Annotated in this window: 17 protein-coding genes; 5 read left to right on the forward strand and 12 right to left on the reverse strand. The window is 55.3% G+C overall.

Annotated features, from left to right (window positions below):
• Positions 1-140: 140 nt before the first annotated feature.
• The 6 genes from RT613_RS14985 to lgt all read right to left on the reverse strand — a co-directional run bounded on the left by RT613_RS14985 (position 141) and on the right by lgt (position 6,225).
• A complete protein-coding gene (locus RT613_RS14985; protein ID WP_313616545.1) occupies positions 141-1,073 on the reverse strand; it encodes a ribose-phosphate pyrophosphokinase in 933 nt (310 codons plus the stop codon).
• A 208-nt stretch (positions 1,074-1,281) separates the two neighbouring features.
• Positions 1,282-2,064, reverse strand: a complete 783-nt coding sequence (locus RT613_RS14990; RefSeq protein WP_313616547.1) for a hypothetical protein — start codon at positions 2,062-2,064, stop codon at positions 1,282-1,284.
• Positions 2,065-2,166: 102 nt separating this feature from the next.
• On the reverse strand, positions 2,167-3,318 hold the full coding sequence (locus tag RT613_RS14995; protein ID WP_313616549.1) for a Xaa-Pro peptidase family protein: 1,152 nt from the start codon (positions 3,316-3,318) through the stop codon (positions 2,167-2,169).
• 2 nt (positions 3,319-3,320) lie between these two features.
• Positions 3,321-4,115, reverse strand: a complete 795-nt coding sequence (gene pgeF / locus RT613_RS15000) for a peptidoglycan editing factor PgeF (RefSeq protein ID WP_313616550.1) — start codon at positions 4,113-4,115, stop codon at positions 3,321-3,323.
• A 145-nt stretch (positions 4,116-4,260) separates the two neighbouring features.
• Positions 4,261-5,361: a class I SAM-dependent methyltransferase gene (locus RT613_RS15005; RefSeq protein ID WP_313616601.1), complete on the reverse strand. Its 1,101-nt coding sequence runs from the start codon at positions 5,359-5,361 to the stop codon at positions 4,261-4,263.
• Positions 5,362-5,376: 15 nt separating this feature from the next.
• Positions 5,377-6,225, reverse strand: coding sequence for a prolipoprotein diacylglyceryl transferase (gene lgt / locus RT613_RS15010; RefSeq protein WP_313616552.1), 849 nt, complete (start codon positions 6,223-6,225; stop codon positions 5,377-5,379).
• A gap of 237 nt (positions 6,226-6,462) precedes the next feature.
• Here lgt and RT613_RS15015 point away from each other — a divergent pair, with 237 nt between their 5' ends.
• The 4 genes from RT613_RS15015 (at position 6,463) to RT613_RS15030 (ending at position 8,916) form a co-directional block, all read left to right on the forward strand.
• Positions 6,463-6,723, forward strand: coding sequence for an accessory factor UbiK family protein (locus RT613_RS15015; RefSeq protein WP_313616554.1), 261 nt, complete (start codon positions 6,463-6,465; stop codon positions 6,721-6,723).
• 464 nt (positions 6,724-7,187) lie between these two features.
• The gene (locus RT613_RS15020; RefSeq protein WP_313616556.1) at positions 7,188-7,688 is read left to right on the forward strand and encodes a YbjN domain-containing protein; all 501 of its coding nucleotides are present in this window, start codon (positions 7,188-7,190) and stop codon (positions 7,686-7,688) included.
• Between the two features lies 1 nt (position 7,689).
• Positions 7,690-8,508: a pyrroline-5-carboxylate reductase gene (gene proC, locus RT613_RS15025; RefSeq protein WP_313616558.1), complete on the forward strand. Its 819-nt coding sequence runs from the start codon at positions 7,690-7,692 to the stop codon at positions 8,506-8,508.
• A gap of 66 nt (positions 8,509-8,574) precedes the next feature.
• Entirely contained in the window at positions 8,575-8,916 is a 342-nt protein-coding gene (locus RT613_RS15030) for a tRNA-binding protein (protein ID WP_313616560.1), read from the forward strand.
• Between the two features lie 65 nt (positions 8,917-8,981).
• Here RT613_RS15030 and RT613_RS15035 read toward each other — a convergent pair whose 3' ends face one another.
• The 4 genes from RT613_RS15035 to RT613_RS15050 all read right to left on the reverse strand — a co-directional run bounded on the left by RT613_RS15035 (position 8,982) and on the right by RT613_RS15050 (position 12,489).
• A complete protein-coding gene (locus RT613_RS15035; protein ID WP_313616603.1) occupies positions 8,982-10,361 on the reverse strand; it encodes an ATP-binding protein in 1,380 nt (459 codons plus the stop codon).
• A gap of 58 nt (positions 10,362-10,419) precedes the next feature.
• Entirely contained in the window at positions 10,420-11,133 is a 714-nt protein-coding gene (locus tag RT613_RS15040; protein ID WP_313616562.1) for a response regulator transcription factor, read from the reverse strand.
• 1 nt (position 11,134) lies between these two features.
• Positions 11,135-11,632: a MarR family transcriptional regulator gene (locus RT613_RS15045; protein ID WP_313616564.1), complete on the reverse strand. Its 498-nt coding sequence runs from the start codon at positions 11,630-11,632 to the stop codon at positions 11,135-11,137.
• Positions 11,633-11,877: 245 nt separating this feature from the next.
• Positions 11,878-12,489: a DUF1236 domain-containing protein gene (locus tag RT613_RS15050; protein ID WP_313616566.1), complete on the reverse strand. Its 612-nt coding sequence runs from the start codon at positions 12,487-12,489 to the stop codon at positions 11,878-11,880.
• A gap of 213 nt (positions 12,490-12,702) precedes the next feature.
• Between RT613_RS15050 and RT613_RS15055 the strand changes: the two genes are divergently transcribed.
• Positions 12,703-13,347 (forward strand): MBL fold metallo-hydrolase, encoded by a 645-nt coding sequence (locus tag RT613_RS15055; protein ID WP_313616569.1) that lies wholly within the window; start codon positions 12,703-12,705, stop codon positions 13,345-13,347.
• Positions 13,348-13,582: 235 nt separating this feature from the next.
• On the opposite strand, the gene RT613_RS15060 is transcribed toward RT613_RS15055, so the two are convergent.
• Together RT613_RS15060 and RT613_RS15065 are read right to left on the reverse strand one after the other, a co-directional pair.
• The gene (locus RT613_RS15060) at positions 13,583-13,798 is read right to left on the reverse strand and encodes a cold-shock protein (protein ID WP_003494703.1); all 216 of its coding nucleotides are present in this window, start codon (positions 13,796-13,798) and stop codon (positions 13,583-13,585) included.
• 444 nt (positions 13,799-14,242) lie between these two features.
• Positions 14,243-15,139, reverse strand: a complete 897-nt coding sequence (locus tag RT613_RS15065) for a DMT family transporter (RefSeq protein ID WP_313616571.1) — start codon at positions 15,137-15,139, stop codon at positions 14,243-14,245.
• Positions 15,140-15,177: the final 38 nt, after the last annotated feature.

The following is a 15,177-nucleotide window of genomic DNA, read 5'->3' on the forward strand; positions in this document are numbered from 1 at the left end:
CCAGTGAGAACACGATAGGGCAAGTCTTGGCAGTAATTGCTTTCGAGTGCGTTAAATAATGCTATATGGTATGATAATTATTCGCCTTTTACGCGAAGGTGCACGCAATGCGCGCACCTTGCGCAAGGATTTAGCTGGTATCAGTCGAACAGGCCGGAAACCGATTGTTCCTGCGCGGTTCTGTTGATTGCTTCACCGAGAAGGCTTGCTGTCGTGACAACGCGGATATTGTGGGCAGACTGCACGGCTGTTGTTGGCTGAATGCTGTCGGTGATGACAAGTTCACGCAGCTTTGAAGACGAAATGCGGGCAACAGCACCGCCAGAGAGAACGCCGTGGGTGATGTAGGCTGTTACGCTTGTTGCGCCGTTTTTGAGGAGCGCTTCGGCCGCGTTGCACAGTGTGCCGCCGGAATCGACGATGTCGTCGATCAGGATACAGTCTTTGCCGGTCACATCACCGATGACGTTCATGACCTCGGATTCGCCTGGACGGTCGCGACGCTTGTCAACGATTGCCAGCAGACAGTCGAGACGTTTTGCCAGAGAGCGGGCGCGAACCACGCCCCCTACGTCAGGGGAAACGACCATGACGTTCTTCAGATCGTAACGTTCCTTCACATCGCGTGCGAGGATCGGAACAGCGAACAGATTGTCCGTCGGAATGTCGAAGAAGCCCTGGATCTGACCTGCATGCAGATCAAGCGTCAAAACTCGGTCAGCGCCAGCTTCGGTAATGAGGTTGGCAACGAGCTTTGCGGAGATCGGTGTCCGGGGACCAGCTTTGCGATCCTGGCGGGCGTAACCAAAATAGGGAAGAACCGCCGTGATGCGCTTTGCCGACGAACGGCGCATCGCATCGATCATGATGAGAAGTTCCATCAGGTGGTCGTTCGCGGGGAACGATGTCGCCTGAACGATGAACACGTCCTCGCCGCGCACATTCTCGCTGATTTCGACGAAAATTTCCTGATCAGCAAACCGCCTTACAGTGGCATTTCCGAGAGGAACATTAAGATACTTGCAGATCGCTTCGGCCAGATGCCGGTTCGAATTGCCTGCGAAAACCTTCATTGCGGCCCGCCTGTTACCATGCCATCGCGTGAAAGATCATGAGGGTATACCTCGTGACCGGTGCGTTATTCAAGGGAAGGGATACCCGGCTCCAAAACGCCGCCGGACATGCCTTATTGCCATGGGCGCCTTAATAGCGCCGTTGCTCATGAATGCAAGAGGTGAAGCGGAATTGCTCACGATTTTCATGAAATCTTTTTGACAAACCTCATCCAGCGTTCGCATTGCGCCATGCCATGTACTCATTCAGTGTCCGATTGGCGATTTTTTCCATGGCGGCCGGCGTGACCGCAGCCCATGGATCACTGCCTTTACCGGGCATGCTCTCCTGTCCTTGCAGACGGTGAAGGCGCGCACCACTGTTATCCAGCACATCCCAGACAAAAACAATGGTGACCTTGCCGCTATCGGGGAAGGCGGAGAAGTATCCTTTGAGGATGTGGTCACTGCTGGTGTCGGTGGAACTGCGGATCGTCAAACCCTGGGCGCGGGCTTCCGCACCCAACTGGCGTGACAGTGGGGTGACAGCCTGAACCGGTGCGCCAATGATCGGCAAAAAGCGGATACTGCCAGTTGACGATGCCGGCGCAAGGGATGCGCTTTCCTGTGGTGCCTGCATCTGTGGGGCTGGCTGTGCCTGTTGCATTGGCGGCGCCTCGGCAATCGGTTGCGACTGCACCATGGGCTGCTGATACTGTCCGGCACCAGTTGCCAGAGCATGCGCCTGCGCATCGAGCGTGTTTTGTGGGCGGTAGGTCTGGACGTGTTGCGGCTGATAGGCTGTCTGAGTGTCTGCGGCAGCAGACGCGCGATCGAGATCGTTTTGTGTCAGGGGAGAAGACGCCGGCTGTAGGCCTTCGCCAATACCGACCTGCGGCGTGAGTGCGTCTGATGTATTGCAGGCTGCAAGAGCGCATGTAAGGCCGGGAATGGCCAACAGGGTCGTCAGCCGCCTCATACGCGGTTTTTCCTCATCGTCTGTCTCCGTCATCTTTGCTTCGGCGGATACTGGTGAAGATATCGCAACGAAGCACATCAGCCCGGCGGCAATGTAGGTGTGTCGGGCCGGCTATGTCAAATCGGCAAGTTGTTGTCACACCGCAATCAGGTCCAGCTTGTGGCGGGACAGCGATATCGGAGCATCGGTGGTCGTCAGATAGGTCTGGCCCAGCGTCATTGCCGTTCCGCTGTCGGAATCCATAATGATCATGTGCACGAACAGGGTCATGTCGGGCAGGATTTCCTGGGTGTTTCCGGCATGGAACATCTGGTGTTCCATCCAGGAAGGCGAGAAGCGGGCGCCGACCGAATAACCGCAGGCATTAAGGCGGTGGCGTGTCAGGCCACGCTCATCCATGATGCGGGCATGGGTATCAAAAACATCGCCAAAGGTTTTGCCGGGACGCAACACCTCTTCAATGGCAATGATGTTTTCGTACGAGGCGCTGTAAAGCTCCTTCTGGCGGAAATCGGGTGTTCCGATGACGATGGTGCGCATCATGGCCGCGTGATAATGCGCGCTCACCCCGGCCCACTCCAGCGTCAACTGGTCTTTTTCTTCCAGCGTCCTGCGTCCGGCCTTGTAACGGCACAAAAGTGCATCCTGTCCTGAACCGATAATGAACTCGTTGGCAGGGTAGTCGCCACCACCAGCGAAGACGGCACCCTGCATGGCAGCCAGAATGGCAGCTTCATTGCCGCCGGCACGGATCAGCGGCAGGGCTGCATCCAGTGCGTCATCGGCCAGTTCGCCGGCGCGTTTGGCATAAACGACTTCCTCGGCGCTTTTGACCAGACGCAGACCGCTGACCAGATAGGACGCGTCGCTGATCTGGCAGAAGGTGGCAAGCTGGTTGTCGAGCAGTTTTGCCACGCGTCCGGTCATGCCATGGGTGTCATATTCGATGCCGATTTTTGCACCGAGCAGGTCCATTTCGCTCAGCAGGTTTTTCAGATCAAGCGTCGGGTCGGCATTCAGCCTGTCGACCCAGATGGTAATGTTTTCGATGTTGGAGGTCTGGCGGGCCTGACGCAGATCTGCCGAACGGGTCAGCAGCGTCATGGTGCCATCGGATTTCACTATCAGGGTCTGGAAAAAGCAATACCCGAACGTGTCGTACCCGGTCAGCCAATACATGCTTTCCTGCGCAAACAGCAGAAGCGCATCGAGATTTTCCTCCTTCATCCGCTCAATGAGGCGGTTGCGGCGGTTTTCGAATTCCCCTGTCGTGAAATGCAGTGCCATGATTAGCTCTCCGTGATTGCAATTGCGGAAATCTGCCGGCCGTAATCCGGTTCGGCGGCATGTGTCGTGCGGCGATAGGAAAAGAACCGTTCCGCATCGGGATAGGTGCAGATACCAAGGGAATGGGCCTTCACACCGGCATTCAATAGCCTGTCGACCGTCAGCCTCTGCAGATCGAACATGGCGTGGCCGGTGTTGTGCGATTCTGCAAAATAGGTCTGGTAGGCCGGATCGAAGCTGAGGAAACGGTCAATGAATTCCGGACCGACTTCGTAATTTGCCTGGCTGATGGAGGGGCCAAGGCAGGCCATGATATGCTCACGCCGGGCCCCCAGCTTCTCCATGGCCTCAATGGTGTTTTCCAGAACGCCACCTAGCGCACCTTTCCAGCCGGCATGGGCAGCACCAATAACGCCAGCCTCCGGATCGGAAAACAGTATGGGTCCGCAATCGGCGCTGAGCACACCCAGAACGATGCCAGGTGTGCGGGTGACCAGTGCGTCGCACTGGGGGCGAGCGCCATCATAATTGCTCTCAACCGTGGTCACGTCAGGGGAGTGGATCTGATGCACCGTGGCCAGTCGCTCAAGCGGCAGACCAAACCAGTTGGCAACGCGTGTGCGGTTCTCAGTGACGGCATCTTGGTCGTCATTCGAGCCAATCCCGACGTTCAGCCCCCGATAGATGCCCTGTGAGACGCCACCTTGTCGCGTAAAGAAACCATGGCGTATGACGCCGTTCGACCCTTGCCAGAGCAGGGGGCTTTCTATCGGCAGCGGCATATGCTCATCCTGCATGATATCGGATTTCCTTGATTGAATGCGATTGAAACGGGATGGGGTGACCCGGTGATGACAAAACTCCCTGAAATAACCCTGGCGGGTTCTTGTGCAGCTTTTACTGCTTCGTTGTGGCGATGTTGACCAGCGCGCGCCCTGACTGTCAATCCACCGCGCGGAATGGAAGCAGATGAAGGCCTGGGCTTGAAATGGCGAGAACCTTGAACAGCTCTCCCATTTTTCCGGCGCCTTCGCCTGCCAGACGCGATACGGATTCGGTGATCGCTGTTGCCTGCTCGGGCGTTGCGCTGCGCGCCAGTGCCGAGGCGCGTTCAGCCAAGCCTAGCCCATAGAGAAAGTCGCCCTGATGCAGGCAGCCATTGATATGGACACCAAGATCGCGGGCGGTCTGCGCCAGATGCTGGAAGTCGACATGGCTTGTCAGATCGGCTTCGCCGGGATGGGCAAGGGGTGGGTCGAACTCATGCATGCGCAGTGCCTGCAAGGTATCACCAAAGCCTGTGATCATATGGCCGTAATCGATGATCAGTGCTGTGCCATTATCTCGCTTCAAGCGTTCGCAGATGGTGATCATCACGCTTTCGCGGGCTGGCGAATATTCAAAAATTGAACCGGTGGGTTCTTTTTCCGGTGCGGGTGGCAAAAGATCAGGATCAATGCCCGCAGCGCCAATCGTGAAGGCAAGATTGTCTTCCGTATCCAGGCCGACAAGCCGTTCCCGGAAACCGTGAGCGGTTTTAATGAACTGGCGGATCGGAATGGCATCGAACAATTCATTGGCGGCAATAAGCGTGTAACCGGCGGGCACCTCATCAAAACTGTTGTGCCAATTGACCTTGCCGTCATGGGCCTGCAGGGTTTGCTGCTGGATCTCGGTGAGCCGTGGACTTGTTTCCACCAGATGAACCGTGCAGGTCTCGTAAAGCGGTGGCGCTATGCGGGAAATGACACGCAGCATATCCGCCATCATCGTGCCGCGCCCAGGGCCAATTTCAATCAGTCGCACATTGGCCGGCGTGCCGTGTCTCTGCCAGGCATGCACCATGAACACACCAAGCATTTCACCAAAAAGCTGGCTGATTTCGGGGGCGGTAACGAAGTCGCCGGTCGGCCCAAAGGGTTCACGGGTCTTGTAGTAGCCATATTGCGGATCGGCCAGGCACAGCGAAAAATAATCCGTTACGCTCAACGGGCCGCTCATGCGGATCATGGACTTCAGGCGCTCTGCGAGTTGCGTCATCAGTTCTGCCTTTCCGCTTCACACGTTGGCCGTTGCCAGACGTGCGCGCAAGATGGCCCAGATGCCGAGTGCCACCATGGGTGTGGAAAGAACCATGCCCATGGTCAACCAGTTCCCTGCGAGATAACCGAGTTGCGCATCCGGTTCGCGGAAGAACTCGACGAGGATACGCGAAAGGCCGTAACCGGTGACGAAGATGCCAGTGACGATGCCCGGGCGTTTCAGGGCTTTAAAGCCATGGATGGCAATCACCAGCACGATAAACAACACGAGTCCTTCGAGAGCCGCTTCGTAAAGCTGGCTTGGGTGGCGCGCAAAGGGTCCACCGGTCGGGAAAACAACCGCCCAGGGGGCGTCGCTCAATCGGCCCCACAATTCGCCATTGATGAAATTGGCGATGCGTCCGAAAAACAGACCAATCGGTGCAGCGGCGGCAATGATGTCGAACATGCTCCAGACGGGGATCTTGTTGCGCCGTGCAAACAGGAACATGGCAATGGTCGTGCCGGTCAGGCCGCCATGGAAGGACATGCCGCCATTCCATATCTCGAAAGCACGCAAGGGATTGGCTGCAACCGACGGAAAATCATAGACCAATATGTATCCGAGGCGACCCCCAAGGACGATGCCTGCCGTTGCCCAGACAATAAAGTCATCAAGGTGGGTGATGGTGATTGGTGAGGTGTCGCCAGGCCACAAGTTGTTCTTGCGGGTGAGGTGGCGTGCATAAAGCCAGCCAAGCATGATGCCGACGACATAAGCCAGCCCGTACCAGTGGATGGCCAAAGGTCCTATGGAGATAGCAATCGGGTCAATCTGCGGAAACGGCATGATCGAAAGTGATGTCACGGCTGGATACAATATCATGTCCCATCAATTTGTTATTGTGCGGCAGATTACCTGCGTGGAAGTGCATCCATCTGCCGGGAGCCGGAAGATGGCGATTGAATAGGAACGGGTCAAGGCGATTTTTGGGCACAGGTTTTCCGTGATGAGGAACCGTGTTGCACCTTTCGATTTTACTTGCATAGCGGCATGGGAGTGCCTACCTGAAATTCATGGTTTTTGCTGGCCGCTGCGGCCCGGAAGGAAGGATGTTTCGCCATGAGTACAGGACCGAATCGTATTGTGGATGAATTCGCCAAGCTGGTGACGGATGCTGCCGGTGCAGCGCAGAGCGTCCGCAAGGAAGTCGAGACCGCGTTCCATGCGCAGGCTGATCGCTGGTTGAGCAGCCTCGATCTCGTCAAGCGCGAAGAGTTCGATGCCGTGCGCGAAATGGCCATCAAGGCACGCGATGAAAATGACGCTTTGCAGGCGCGCATCGAAGCGCTTGAAGCGAAAATCGCAGAGCTGTCCAAATAGTCCCTTCGAGTCATTACTTGTTGATTCTGTTGAATGCCGGGCCGTTTTGGGTCCGGCATTTTTGATTCAAGGTGCCTTTGACGCGGGGCGAAGTGTGCCGTTTTGACATTCGAATCTGTCATTTGCCGTCAATAGAGAAAAAATTATGAAAATTTTCGGGTCTGTGGACATTGGCGAAAAGTTCAATTTCCAGAGTCGGTTATGACTCTGAACTGATATTGCGTCACAACTTCTATCCACTGCCTATTCCGCAAATTGGCAAACGAGGGGGTGGCAGCCGGACTCGGTCGTTATACACTGATTTTAAATGATGATTCGAAACGAACCTGGTAAGCTCCAGACAGGGTGACTGCGTTATTCTGGCGGCGTCGGGCAATCGTCCCAAATGTTGTGTCGGGTGTATGTGTGAGTTTTGTTCCTTGTGTACGAAACTGCGCAATCCATTCCGGTTGAGAAGGTGCCGTATGAGCCTAGTGGAAATTGAAGCTGAACGTCAGACGAACCCGGTTGATATGATCGAGTTCGTCGCCTCCTTGAACGACTGGTCGTTCGAGCGATCCGGTGAAGACGAGATTGCCATGACGGTGGAAGGACGCTGGACGGATTATCACGTCTCGTTCTCGTGGATGGAGCACTTTGAAGCGCTGCACCTTGCCTGCGCTTTCGACATCAAGGTGCCTGAGAAGCGTATCAATGAAGTCATTCGTCTGTTGTCACTGGTCAACGGTCAGACATTGATGGGTCACTTCGATTTGTGGCGTCAGGAAGATGTGGTCATCTTCCGTCAGTCGCTGTTGCTTGCTGGCGGCGCCGAGCCGACCAACCAGCAGGTTGAAGTGCTGCTGTCGAGCGCGCTTGATGCATGCGAAGCCTATTTCCAGGCGTTCCAGTTCGTTGTGTGGTCCGGCATGGACGCCAAGCAGGCCATGGATGTGGCCCTGTTCGAAACGGTTGGAGAAGCCTGATATGGTAACGGCGGCAAACAGCCCTCTGGTTCTTGTTGGGGCAGGCAATATGGGCGGTGCGATGCTGTCCGGCTGGCTCAAGAAGGGTGTGGCAGGGGCATCTGTCGTCGTTGTCGATCCCAATCCATCCGATGCCATGAAGCTGATGATTGCCGAGGCAGGTGCAACCCATGCGGTTACGCCGCCCGATGGCATGACGGCCGGTATTGTTTTTCTTGCGGTCAAGCCGCAATTGATGGATGCCGTTCTGCCGGCGCTGAAAAAGCTGGTGGGTGCTGAGACGGTGGTTGTTTCAATCGCTGCCGGCAAGACATTGTCCTATCTCGAAGCGCAACTGGGTGCCGCCGCCATGGTGCGCGCGATGCCCAATACGCCTGCCATGGTCGGACGTGGCGTGACCGGCGCTTATGCCAACGCTGCCGTTAGCGAAGAGCAGCGCGCGCAAGTTCACAATCTTCTGAAGGTCAGCGGCCCGGTTGAATGGGTTGCTGCCGAGGGCGATATCGATGCGGTCACTGCCGTCTCAGGCAGTGGTCCGGCCTATGTGTTTTATCTCGTGGAATGCATGGCGGAGGCTGGTCGAAAACTTGGCCTGCCTGCGGACCTCGCCATGCGTCTTGCGCGAGAGACTGTCGCGGGGGCTGGTGAACTTCTTCATCAGTCCCCCGAAGACGCTTCCCGTCTGAGACAGAACGTAACATCGCCGGGCGGCACGACCGCTGCTGCCTTGTCTGTTCTGATGGCGCCTGAGGGCATGCAGCCGTTGTTCGATGAAGCTATCGCCGCTGCCCGCAAACGGGCCGAAGAACTGGCCAACTAAAAAGCTGCCTCAACCCAGCCTTGGCGAGGGCGCGTTTTTGCCGTGAAGTATTTGGACCCAGATTTCATGTCTCAAGAGATAAGTTACGCAGATTTTGAAAAGGTCGATATTCGCGTCGGGACCATTGTTGAGGCAGAGCCGTTTCCCGAAGCGCGCAAACCGGCATTCAAGCTGAAAATAGATTTTGGCACCGAGATCGGCATCAAGAAGTCGTCGGCGCAGATCACCGTGCATTACACTTTGGAGAGCCTTGTCGGTCGGCAGGTACTGGCGGTGGTCAATTTTCCGCCGCGTCAGATTGGCCCGGTACGCTCCGAGGTGTTGACGCTTGGATTCGCCGATGCCAATGGCGACATCGTGCTGGCTGCGGTTGAGCAGCCGGTGCCGAATGGCCAGAAGATGTGCTGAGGCACATTAGAGCGCGTTTACAAATCACGCGTCCATGTCGACGGCAGCTGCGGCGCAGGTCCGGGTCAGGCCGGTATTCTGACGATCACGCGAAGGCCGCCGAGTGGGCTTTTGTCCAGCGTGATGTCACCGCCATGGCTGATGGCAATATCCTTGACGATTGACAGGCCAAGTCCTGTCCCAGATGAGTTGAGATTGCGTGCCTCATCAAGCCGGAAAAACGGTTTGAACACGTCTTCTCGCAATTCGTCGGGAATGCCGGGGCCATCATCATCAAAGGTCAAAATGACGGATTTTGGCGCGTGCCTGACATCGACATGCAAAGTGTTGGCATAACGCTGGGCATTGGCGGCGATGTTGCCTATCAGTCGTGCAAAGGCGTTTGGGCGGGCGGCAATGACGTCGTTGCCATAGATATTGTAGGTCATGACTTTGTCGTGCAATTCGAAATCGACACGCAGCTTTTCCAGCACCTGCGGTAGAGCCAGCGTGCCGAAATCTTCTTCCGCGCCGTCCCTTGCGAAGGCGAGATAGGCTTCCAGCATGGATTGCATGTCATCGACATCGCGGTCCAGCTCTTCCAGCCCGGCACTTTCGCCAGCCAATGCCAGTTGCAGCTTGAAGCGGGTCAGAATGGTGCGCAGGTCGTGGCTGACACCGTTCAGCATCGCTGTTCGCTGTTCAAGCTGACGCTCAATGCGTTCCCGCATCAGAATGAAGGCAAGGCCAGCGCGGCGTACTTCATCAGCTCCACGCGGCGTGTACTGGGTAATCTTCTGTCCCTTGCCGAAACTTTCTGCAGCCTGTGCCAGCGACAGGATCGGCCTGATCTGACCGCGCAGGAACAGCACCGAAATGCCAACCAGAACCAGCGAGGCGCCAACCATCCAGACAATGAAGATATGGGTGTTGGAGGCGTAGGCTTGATTGCGGCGTGTGAACACGCGCAAGGTATGGTCTTCGAGCTGGATGCGGATCTCGACCAGCGAGCCATTGCCATAGGTGTCGATCCAGAATGGTTTACCGATCTGCAATGTGATCTGGTCTTCCAGGATATTGTCGAGAATGGAAAAATACTGACGCGGCAGAGGAGCGGGCAGTTCCTGCTTCGGTTCTATATAGATGCTGAGGTCCAGCTTCTCCCGGGCGATGCGCACAATGCGCGCTTCGTCGGCCTCATCCTCTTCGGTTTCCAGTATTTCGATAATGGCGGCAATATCGCGCGTGACAGCAGCAGACAGGCGCTCTGTTACCATTTGCCAGTGTCGCTCCATGACAAGCGTCACGACAACGGCTTGCAACAGGATCATTGGTAGAAGGATGATCAACAGCGAGCGGGTATAAAGCCCCGTCGGTAGCCAGTGTCGCAACCAGCGGGCGGCAAAACGCCACCACGACCAGATATTGCTGTTTTGAACCTTGCTGAGAAAATCCATGCTCGCCATGGTCGTCATAACCTTTCCGGCGTTCAGATAGGACTGGCGTCGAGGGCCGGTCTGTCTGTCAATCGATGCTCAAACGATAACCGATACCACGCACGGTCTGCAAATAGACGGGATTGGCCGGATCGTCCTCGATCTTGCGACGCAGACGGTTGATCTGCACGTCGATCGTGCGCTCTCCGACATCGGCATCGGTATCGACCAGCTCGTGACGCGGAATGGTTTCTCCAGAGCGCAATGCAAACAGCAGCATGATGTCCTGTTCGCGATCGGTCAGCCTGATGGTTTCCGGTCCACGGCGCAGTTCCTTGCGCGGAATGGAGAAGCTGTAAGGACCGAACATTACCTGTTCGATCTTTGGTGTATCGGGTGTCGCGTTGCGACGCAGGATGTTGTTGATGCGCAGCACCAGTTCACGCGGGTCGAAGGGCTTGGCAAGATAATCATCCGCGCCTGCTTCAAGGCCTGCAATACGGGCATCGGCTTCAGACCGAGCCGTCAAAAGAATAACCGGTACGGACTTGTTTTCATTGAGAGAACGGGTAAGGGAAAGACCGTTCTCACCCGGCATCATCACGTCGAGGATCAGAAGGTCGAAGCGGATGCCGTCCATCTTGCGCCGGGCTTCTGCAGCATCTGCCGCCACCGTGACACGGTAGCCTTTTTCGCCGAGGAAACGCTGAAGCAGTTCGCGGATGCGGGCATCGTCATCGACGATCAGCAAATGGGCTGCATCGTCGGCTGCTAAGTGCTGCTTTTGCTCGGCCTTCGGCATGTCATTCCTCCGCTGCTGTCGGCGCTTGTGTCCGCATGCGTTTCAGAAACTCACGTATGAAGGTGCGTGCTTCCGGCTTCATTCCATCAAGGGCGTGATCGATCCGGCGCGATTGCGGTTCGCTGAGCGCAAGGGCCAGCTCCCGTCCCGTCAGGGTTGGGTAGAGCCTGCGCTGGCGGCGATCTTCCGGCCCGGTCATCTGGCGAATATAACCGTCGTCAATCAGTTGTTTGAGGACGCGCGCAAGACTTTGCTTGGTAATCTGCAGCGTGTCGAGCAGATCGGCAACCGTCATGCCCGGATGGCGGCTGACGAAATAGACGACCCGGTGATGGGCGCGTCCATAATCCAGTTTTTCCAGAATTGCGTCAGGGTCCGACACGAAGTCCCTATAGGCAAAAAACAAAGCCTCGATCGTTTCAAAGTCGATTTTGCCTTCATCCACACTTGGAAGTTTATGTATTTCCTTGGCGGCTTTTTTCAGCGACTGCGGTGGCACCGTATTTCCTTACATGTCCGATCTTTCGAATCCCGGCAATAGTAGCTGAAATCCGATGTTTGCGGGAGGATGCAATCAATCATTTTGTATTGCCGTGCATAATATGCGGTTTCAACCACATCAATCTGTTATGCAACATTTTCCGACTGCGTTTTCCTCTTCGGCCACTCCGGTCGAACAAACGAACCATGCGGAAAGAGCGCGATCTCTCGCGCTCTTTGGAAATGGATCGAATTGCTGTGAGGTTACTGGTAGATATAGACGATACGACGGCTTTCAGGCTCGACCAGAACAGGCACATCATTCACCCGGACATATCGATACTGGTAGTCGGGGATGGCAATCAACTGTGCTTCCGCCGGTACGGCGCTGCCGATGACCACATCACCCTGCACCTGAACTGCCTGTGCGGGATGTTCATCCATATAGGTGATGATGTTTTCAGGCGGCTCGATGGCGTCAATATCCTCGACACGGCCCAGCTTTTCGTCGCCAGGACCTGGCTGCGGTACATTGATGCTGCCGGTTTTTTCAAAAGCGACAACAGGCACCTGCAGTTCGGACATGTGCTGTTCCAGAACCACCGGTGAACCCTCATACATTACATTGAGTTGTTCAGCGTAGACCCAGCCGCGCATGCCATTAATGTCCATGCGGCACCAGCTGCTGCCTTCAAGGCATCCGTCGAGCACACCACTGCTGCCACGGGTGGCGAGGCCCACTTCTTCATATTCTTCGCCGGGGCCGGAACGCACCGAAATATCATCGGCGGTGGTGGCAACCATTGCGGCACTGGCTCCACCAGCCATCAGCGCCAAAAAGCTGCCGGCGATGAGTAGTTTGAGCTTATGCGTCATCATTATCACTCCGTTTAAGACTGGGAATAGAACGCCCCTATGTTGTGCCTGTTCCTGAAAGCGGGGCAATTTTTTGATAAGGTTCTGTTTTGGCAAGGTTCTTTTTATCCATGGAATAGGGCAATTCTGCGCGTTCCGCTTATACGCATTGTGCGCAGGGAACGCGCTCTCTATAAAAAGGAGCAACGCTGCCCAGACGATTTGGAGACGATAATGGGAAAACTTCAGGCCGGAATTATTCCGGTTACGCCATTCCAGCAAAACTGCACGGTTCTGTTCGATATGGACACCAAAGAGGGCGTGATTGTCGATCCGGGCGGTGATGTTGAGGTTATCGTTCAGACGATTGAGGAAAACGGCATCAAGCTGAAAGAAATCTGGCTGACGCATGGTCATCTCGACCATGCCGGCGGAGCCAAGGAACTCAAGGAAAAGCTGTCGCTGGAGATCGTTGGGCCACACAAGGACGATCTTCCGCTGTTGGAGCGTATCGAAACACAAGCCGCGACCTATGGTATTGAAGGTCTGCAAAATGTTCTGCCAGACCGCTGGCTGGAGGAGGGGCAGACCGTTTCATTTGGTGAGCATGTGTTTGAGGTCTATCACACACCGGGCCACGCACCGGGTCACGTGATCTACTTCAATCGCGAGCAGGCTTTTGCACATGTGGGAGATGTGTTGTTTTCCGGTTCCGTCGGACGCACAGATCTGCCCGGCGGCAACCATGACCAGTTGATGGCGTCGATCCGTGACAAGCTGTTTCCGCTGGGTGACGAGGTTGGCTTCATCTGCGGGCATGGACCAGGTGGCCGCATTGGCGAAGAACGTCGCACGAACCCTTACCTGAGCGGCCTTTGAGACAGCCAGGTCTCTGACGCTGAAGGCCGTGAGTTGTGAAAGACTGTTTCCAGTGCCTCCCAAGAGTTTTGGGGAGGCACATTTTGGACGCTGAACAAGGGTGCGAATAGATGTATGGCAACGTTTGAGCCACGTGTCGATGACGTGCTGCGGTGTTCAATTGATGTGTAATTCGACATAAAAAAACCCGGCATTCCTGCCGGGCTTCAACTGGACGGGAAAGTCGTCCTTTGGCTCAGCCGGCAATCTGAAGATTGACTGCTTTTGGGCCTTTGCCGCGACGATCAGGTTCCGTGTCGAAGCTCACTTTCTGGTTTTCTGAAAGACCGGACAGGCCAGAAGCCTGTACAGCAGAGATGTGTACAAAGATATCAGCGCCACCATTGTCTGGCTTGATGAAGCCGAAGCCTTTGTCAGTATTGAAGAATTTTACGGTGCCAGTCTCGGCCATGCATCAGGTCCTTTTCGCTCTGCCTGTGTTCAGCGTCAGGCAGCATTTCAGTTTTGCCCATAGGGCGTACGGCAGGCAGTTCTTGAATGGTGAGAAAAGGGACCTCTGCTCACGAGAAATATCTTTGAAGGTTTTCGTCCTTTAATCATTCCCCGTCCGGAGTTTTGACGCCTCCGGTTCGTTTATTATTAGGTCTTCCCATGCTCGCAAATTGCCCGAACCGCAGTAGAGTGCTGTGTTTATCGAAAATTGGCAAGCAAAAGTTTTTATGAGTGGTTTATTCGGTTGCAGGCGCTCGTCGCCTACAGAATAGGCGCGTGAGGCATTTTTTCCATGTTTACGCTAACATCGGAAAAATCATCGCTTTTGTGGCGATTTTTTATAATTTTACGCGCAAAAAGCGTAGTTTCACCCAAAAAATCGGAAAATTACTAAAATACACTTTTATTGCGTGTATATGGCCGATTTTTGTCGCGTGAACTCCGGCACAAGTTCCACCAGAAGGATGGTGACGAAAATCAGACCGCAGCCAATATAACCGATGTAGGTCAAGGTTTCGCCAAGGAAGGCAGCTGCAAACATGGCAGCAAACAGTGCCTCGGAGGATAGGAAGATCGCCGCCTGTGGCGCTGTCGTGTAACGCTGACCGATAACCTGCAGCACAAAGGCAAGACCCGATGATACCAACCCGACATAGACGATTTCACGCCAGGCAGTGAAAATCGCATTTAGTGAAAACGGCTCCATGACGGTTGCCATCAAACAGCATGACATGGAGCATACGGCAAACTGCACGCAGGACAAGGCGAGCGGTCTGTTGCTCGCGGTCACGAATTTGCCGGCCAGCGTGATCTGGATTGCCCAGAAAAACGCGCAGATGATCGAGAAGATATCGCCGCCATTCAGCTTGCTGAACGTGCCGCCGGACAACAGGAAAATACCGCCCAGCATCATCAGTGCACCGGGCCAGACTATCCAATGTGGAAAACGGCGGTAAACCACGACTGCAATCACTGGAACGAAGATCACGTAAAGACCAGTCAGAAAACCGCTATTGGTAACCGTGGTGGTGACGAGGCCAATCTGCTGGGTGATGGCACCGCCCAGAAGGGCAAGGCCAACCATGCTAAAACCGGAAAGCTCCTTGCCGGTTGGCATGCTGTTCATCTTGCGGGCTTCCATCAAGGCGAAGGGCAATACGGCGAGAGCTGCAATGCCAAACCGCAGGCCGACAAACCAGAACGGTCCGATATTCTGCATGGCAGTTGATTGCGCAACAAAACCGCCGCCCCAGATTGCAGCTGCCAAAAGCAGAATAAGATTAGCCTGAACGCGTGTCATGATTGCCCAAACGATCCCTTACGTGCGGCAACCCTTGA

It is taken from the genome of Agrobacterium sp. (assembly GCF_032092815.1).
In the GTDB taxonomy this organism is placed as follows: domain Bacteria; phylum Pseudomonadota; class Alphaproteobacteria; order Rhizobiales; family Rhizobiaceae; genus Agrobacterium.

Excerpts from the sequence above, each read along its gene's own strand:
- RT613_RS14985 (WP_313616545.1), bottom strand. The coding sequence starts at position 1,073 with ATGAAGGTTTTCGCAGGCAATTCGAACCGGCATCTGGCCGAAGCGATC.
- RT613_RS14990 (WP_313616547.1), bottom strand. The coding sequence starts at position 2,064 with ATGACGGAGACAGACGATGAGGAAAAACCGCGTATGAGGCGGCTGACG.
- RT613_RS14995 (WP_313616549.1), bottom strand. The coding sequence starts at position 3,318 with ATGGCACTGCATTTCACGACAGGGGAATTCGAAAACCGCCGCAACCGC.
- pgeF (WP_313616550.1), bottom strand. The coding sequence starts at position 4,115 with ATGCAGGATGAGCATATGCCGCTGCCGATAGAAAGCCCCCTGCTCTGG.
- lgt (WP_313616552.1), bottom strand. The coding sequence starts at position 6,225 with ATGATATTGTATCCAGCCGTGACATCACTTTCGATCATGCCGTTTCCG.
- RT613_RS15015 (WP_313616554.1), top strand. The coding sequence starts at position 6,463 with ATGAGTACAGGACCGAATCGTATTGTGGATGAATTCGCCAAGCTGGTG.
- RT613_RS15020 (WP_313616556.1), top strand. The coding sequence starts at position 7,188 with ATGAGCCTAGTGGAAATTGAAGCTGAACGTCAGACGAACCCGGTTGAT.
- proC (WP_313616558.1), top strand. The coding sequence starts at position 7,690 with ATGGTAACGGCGGCAAACAGCCCTCTGGTTCTTGTTGGGGCAGGCAAT.
- RT613_RS15030 (WP_313616560.1), top strand. The coding sequence starts at position 8,575 with ATGTCTCAAGAGATAAGTTACGCAGATTTTGAAAAGGTCGATATTCGC.
- RT613_RS15035 (WP_313616603.1), bottom strand. The coding sequence starts at position 10,361 with ATGGCGAGCATGGATTTTCTCAGCAAGGTTCAAAACAGCAATATCTGG.
- RT613_RS15040 (WP_313616562.1), bottom strand. The coding sequence starts at position 11,133 with ATGCCGAAGGCCGAGCAAAAGCAGCACTTAGCAGCCGACGATGCAGCC.
- RT613_RS15050 (WP_313616566.1), bottom strand. The coding sequence starts at position 12,489 with ATGACGCATAAGCTCAAACTACTCATCGCCGGCAGCTTTTTGGCGCTG.
- RT613_RS15055 (WP_313616569.1), top strand. The coding sequence starts at position 12,703 with ATGGGAAAACTTCAGGCCGGAATTATTCCGGTTACGCCATTCCAGCAA.
- RT613_RS15060 (WP_003494703.1), bottom strand. The coding sequence starts at position 13,798 with ATGGCCGAGACTGGCACCGTAAAATTCTTCAATACTGACAAAGGCTTC.
- RT613_RS15065 (WP_313616571.1), bottom strand. The coding sequence starts at position 15,139 with ATGACACGCGTTCAGGCTAATCTTATTCTGCTTTTGGCAGCTGCAATC.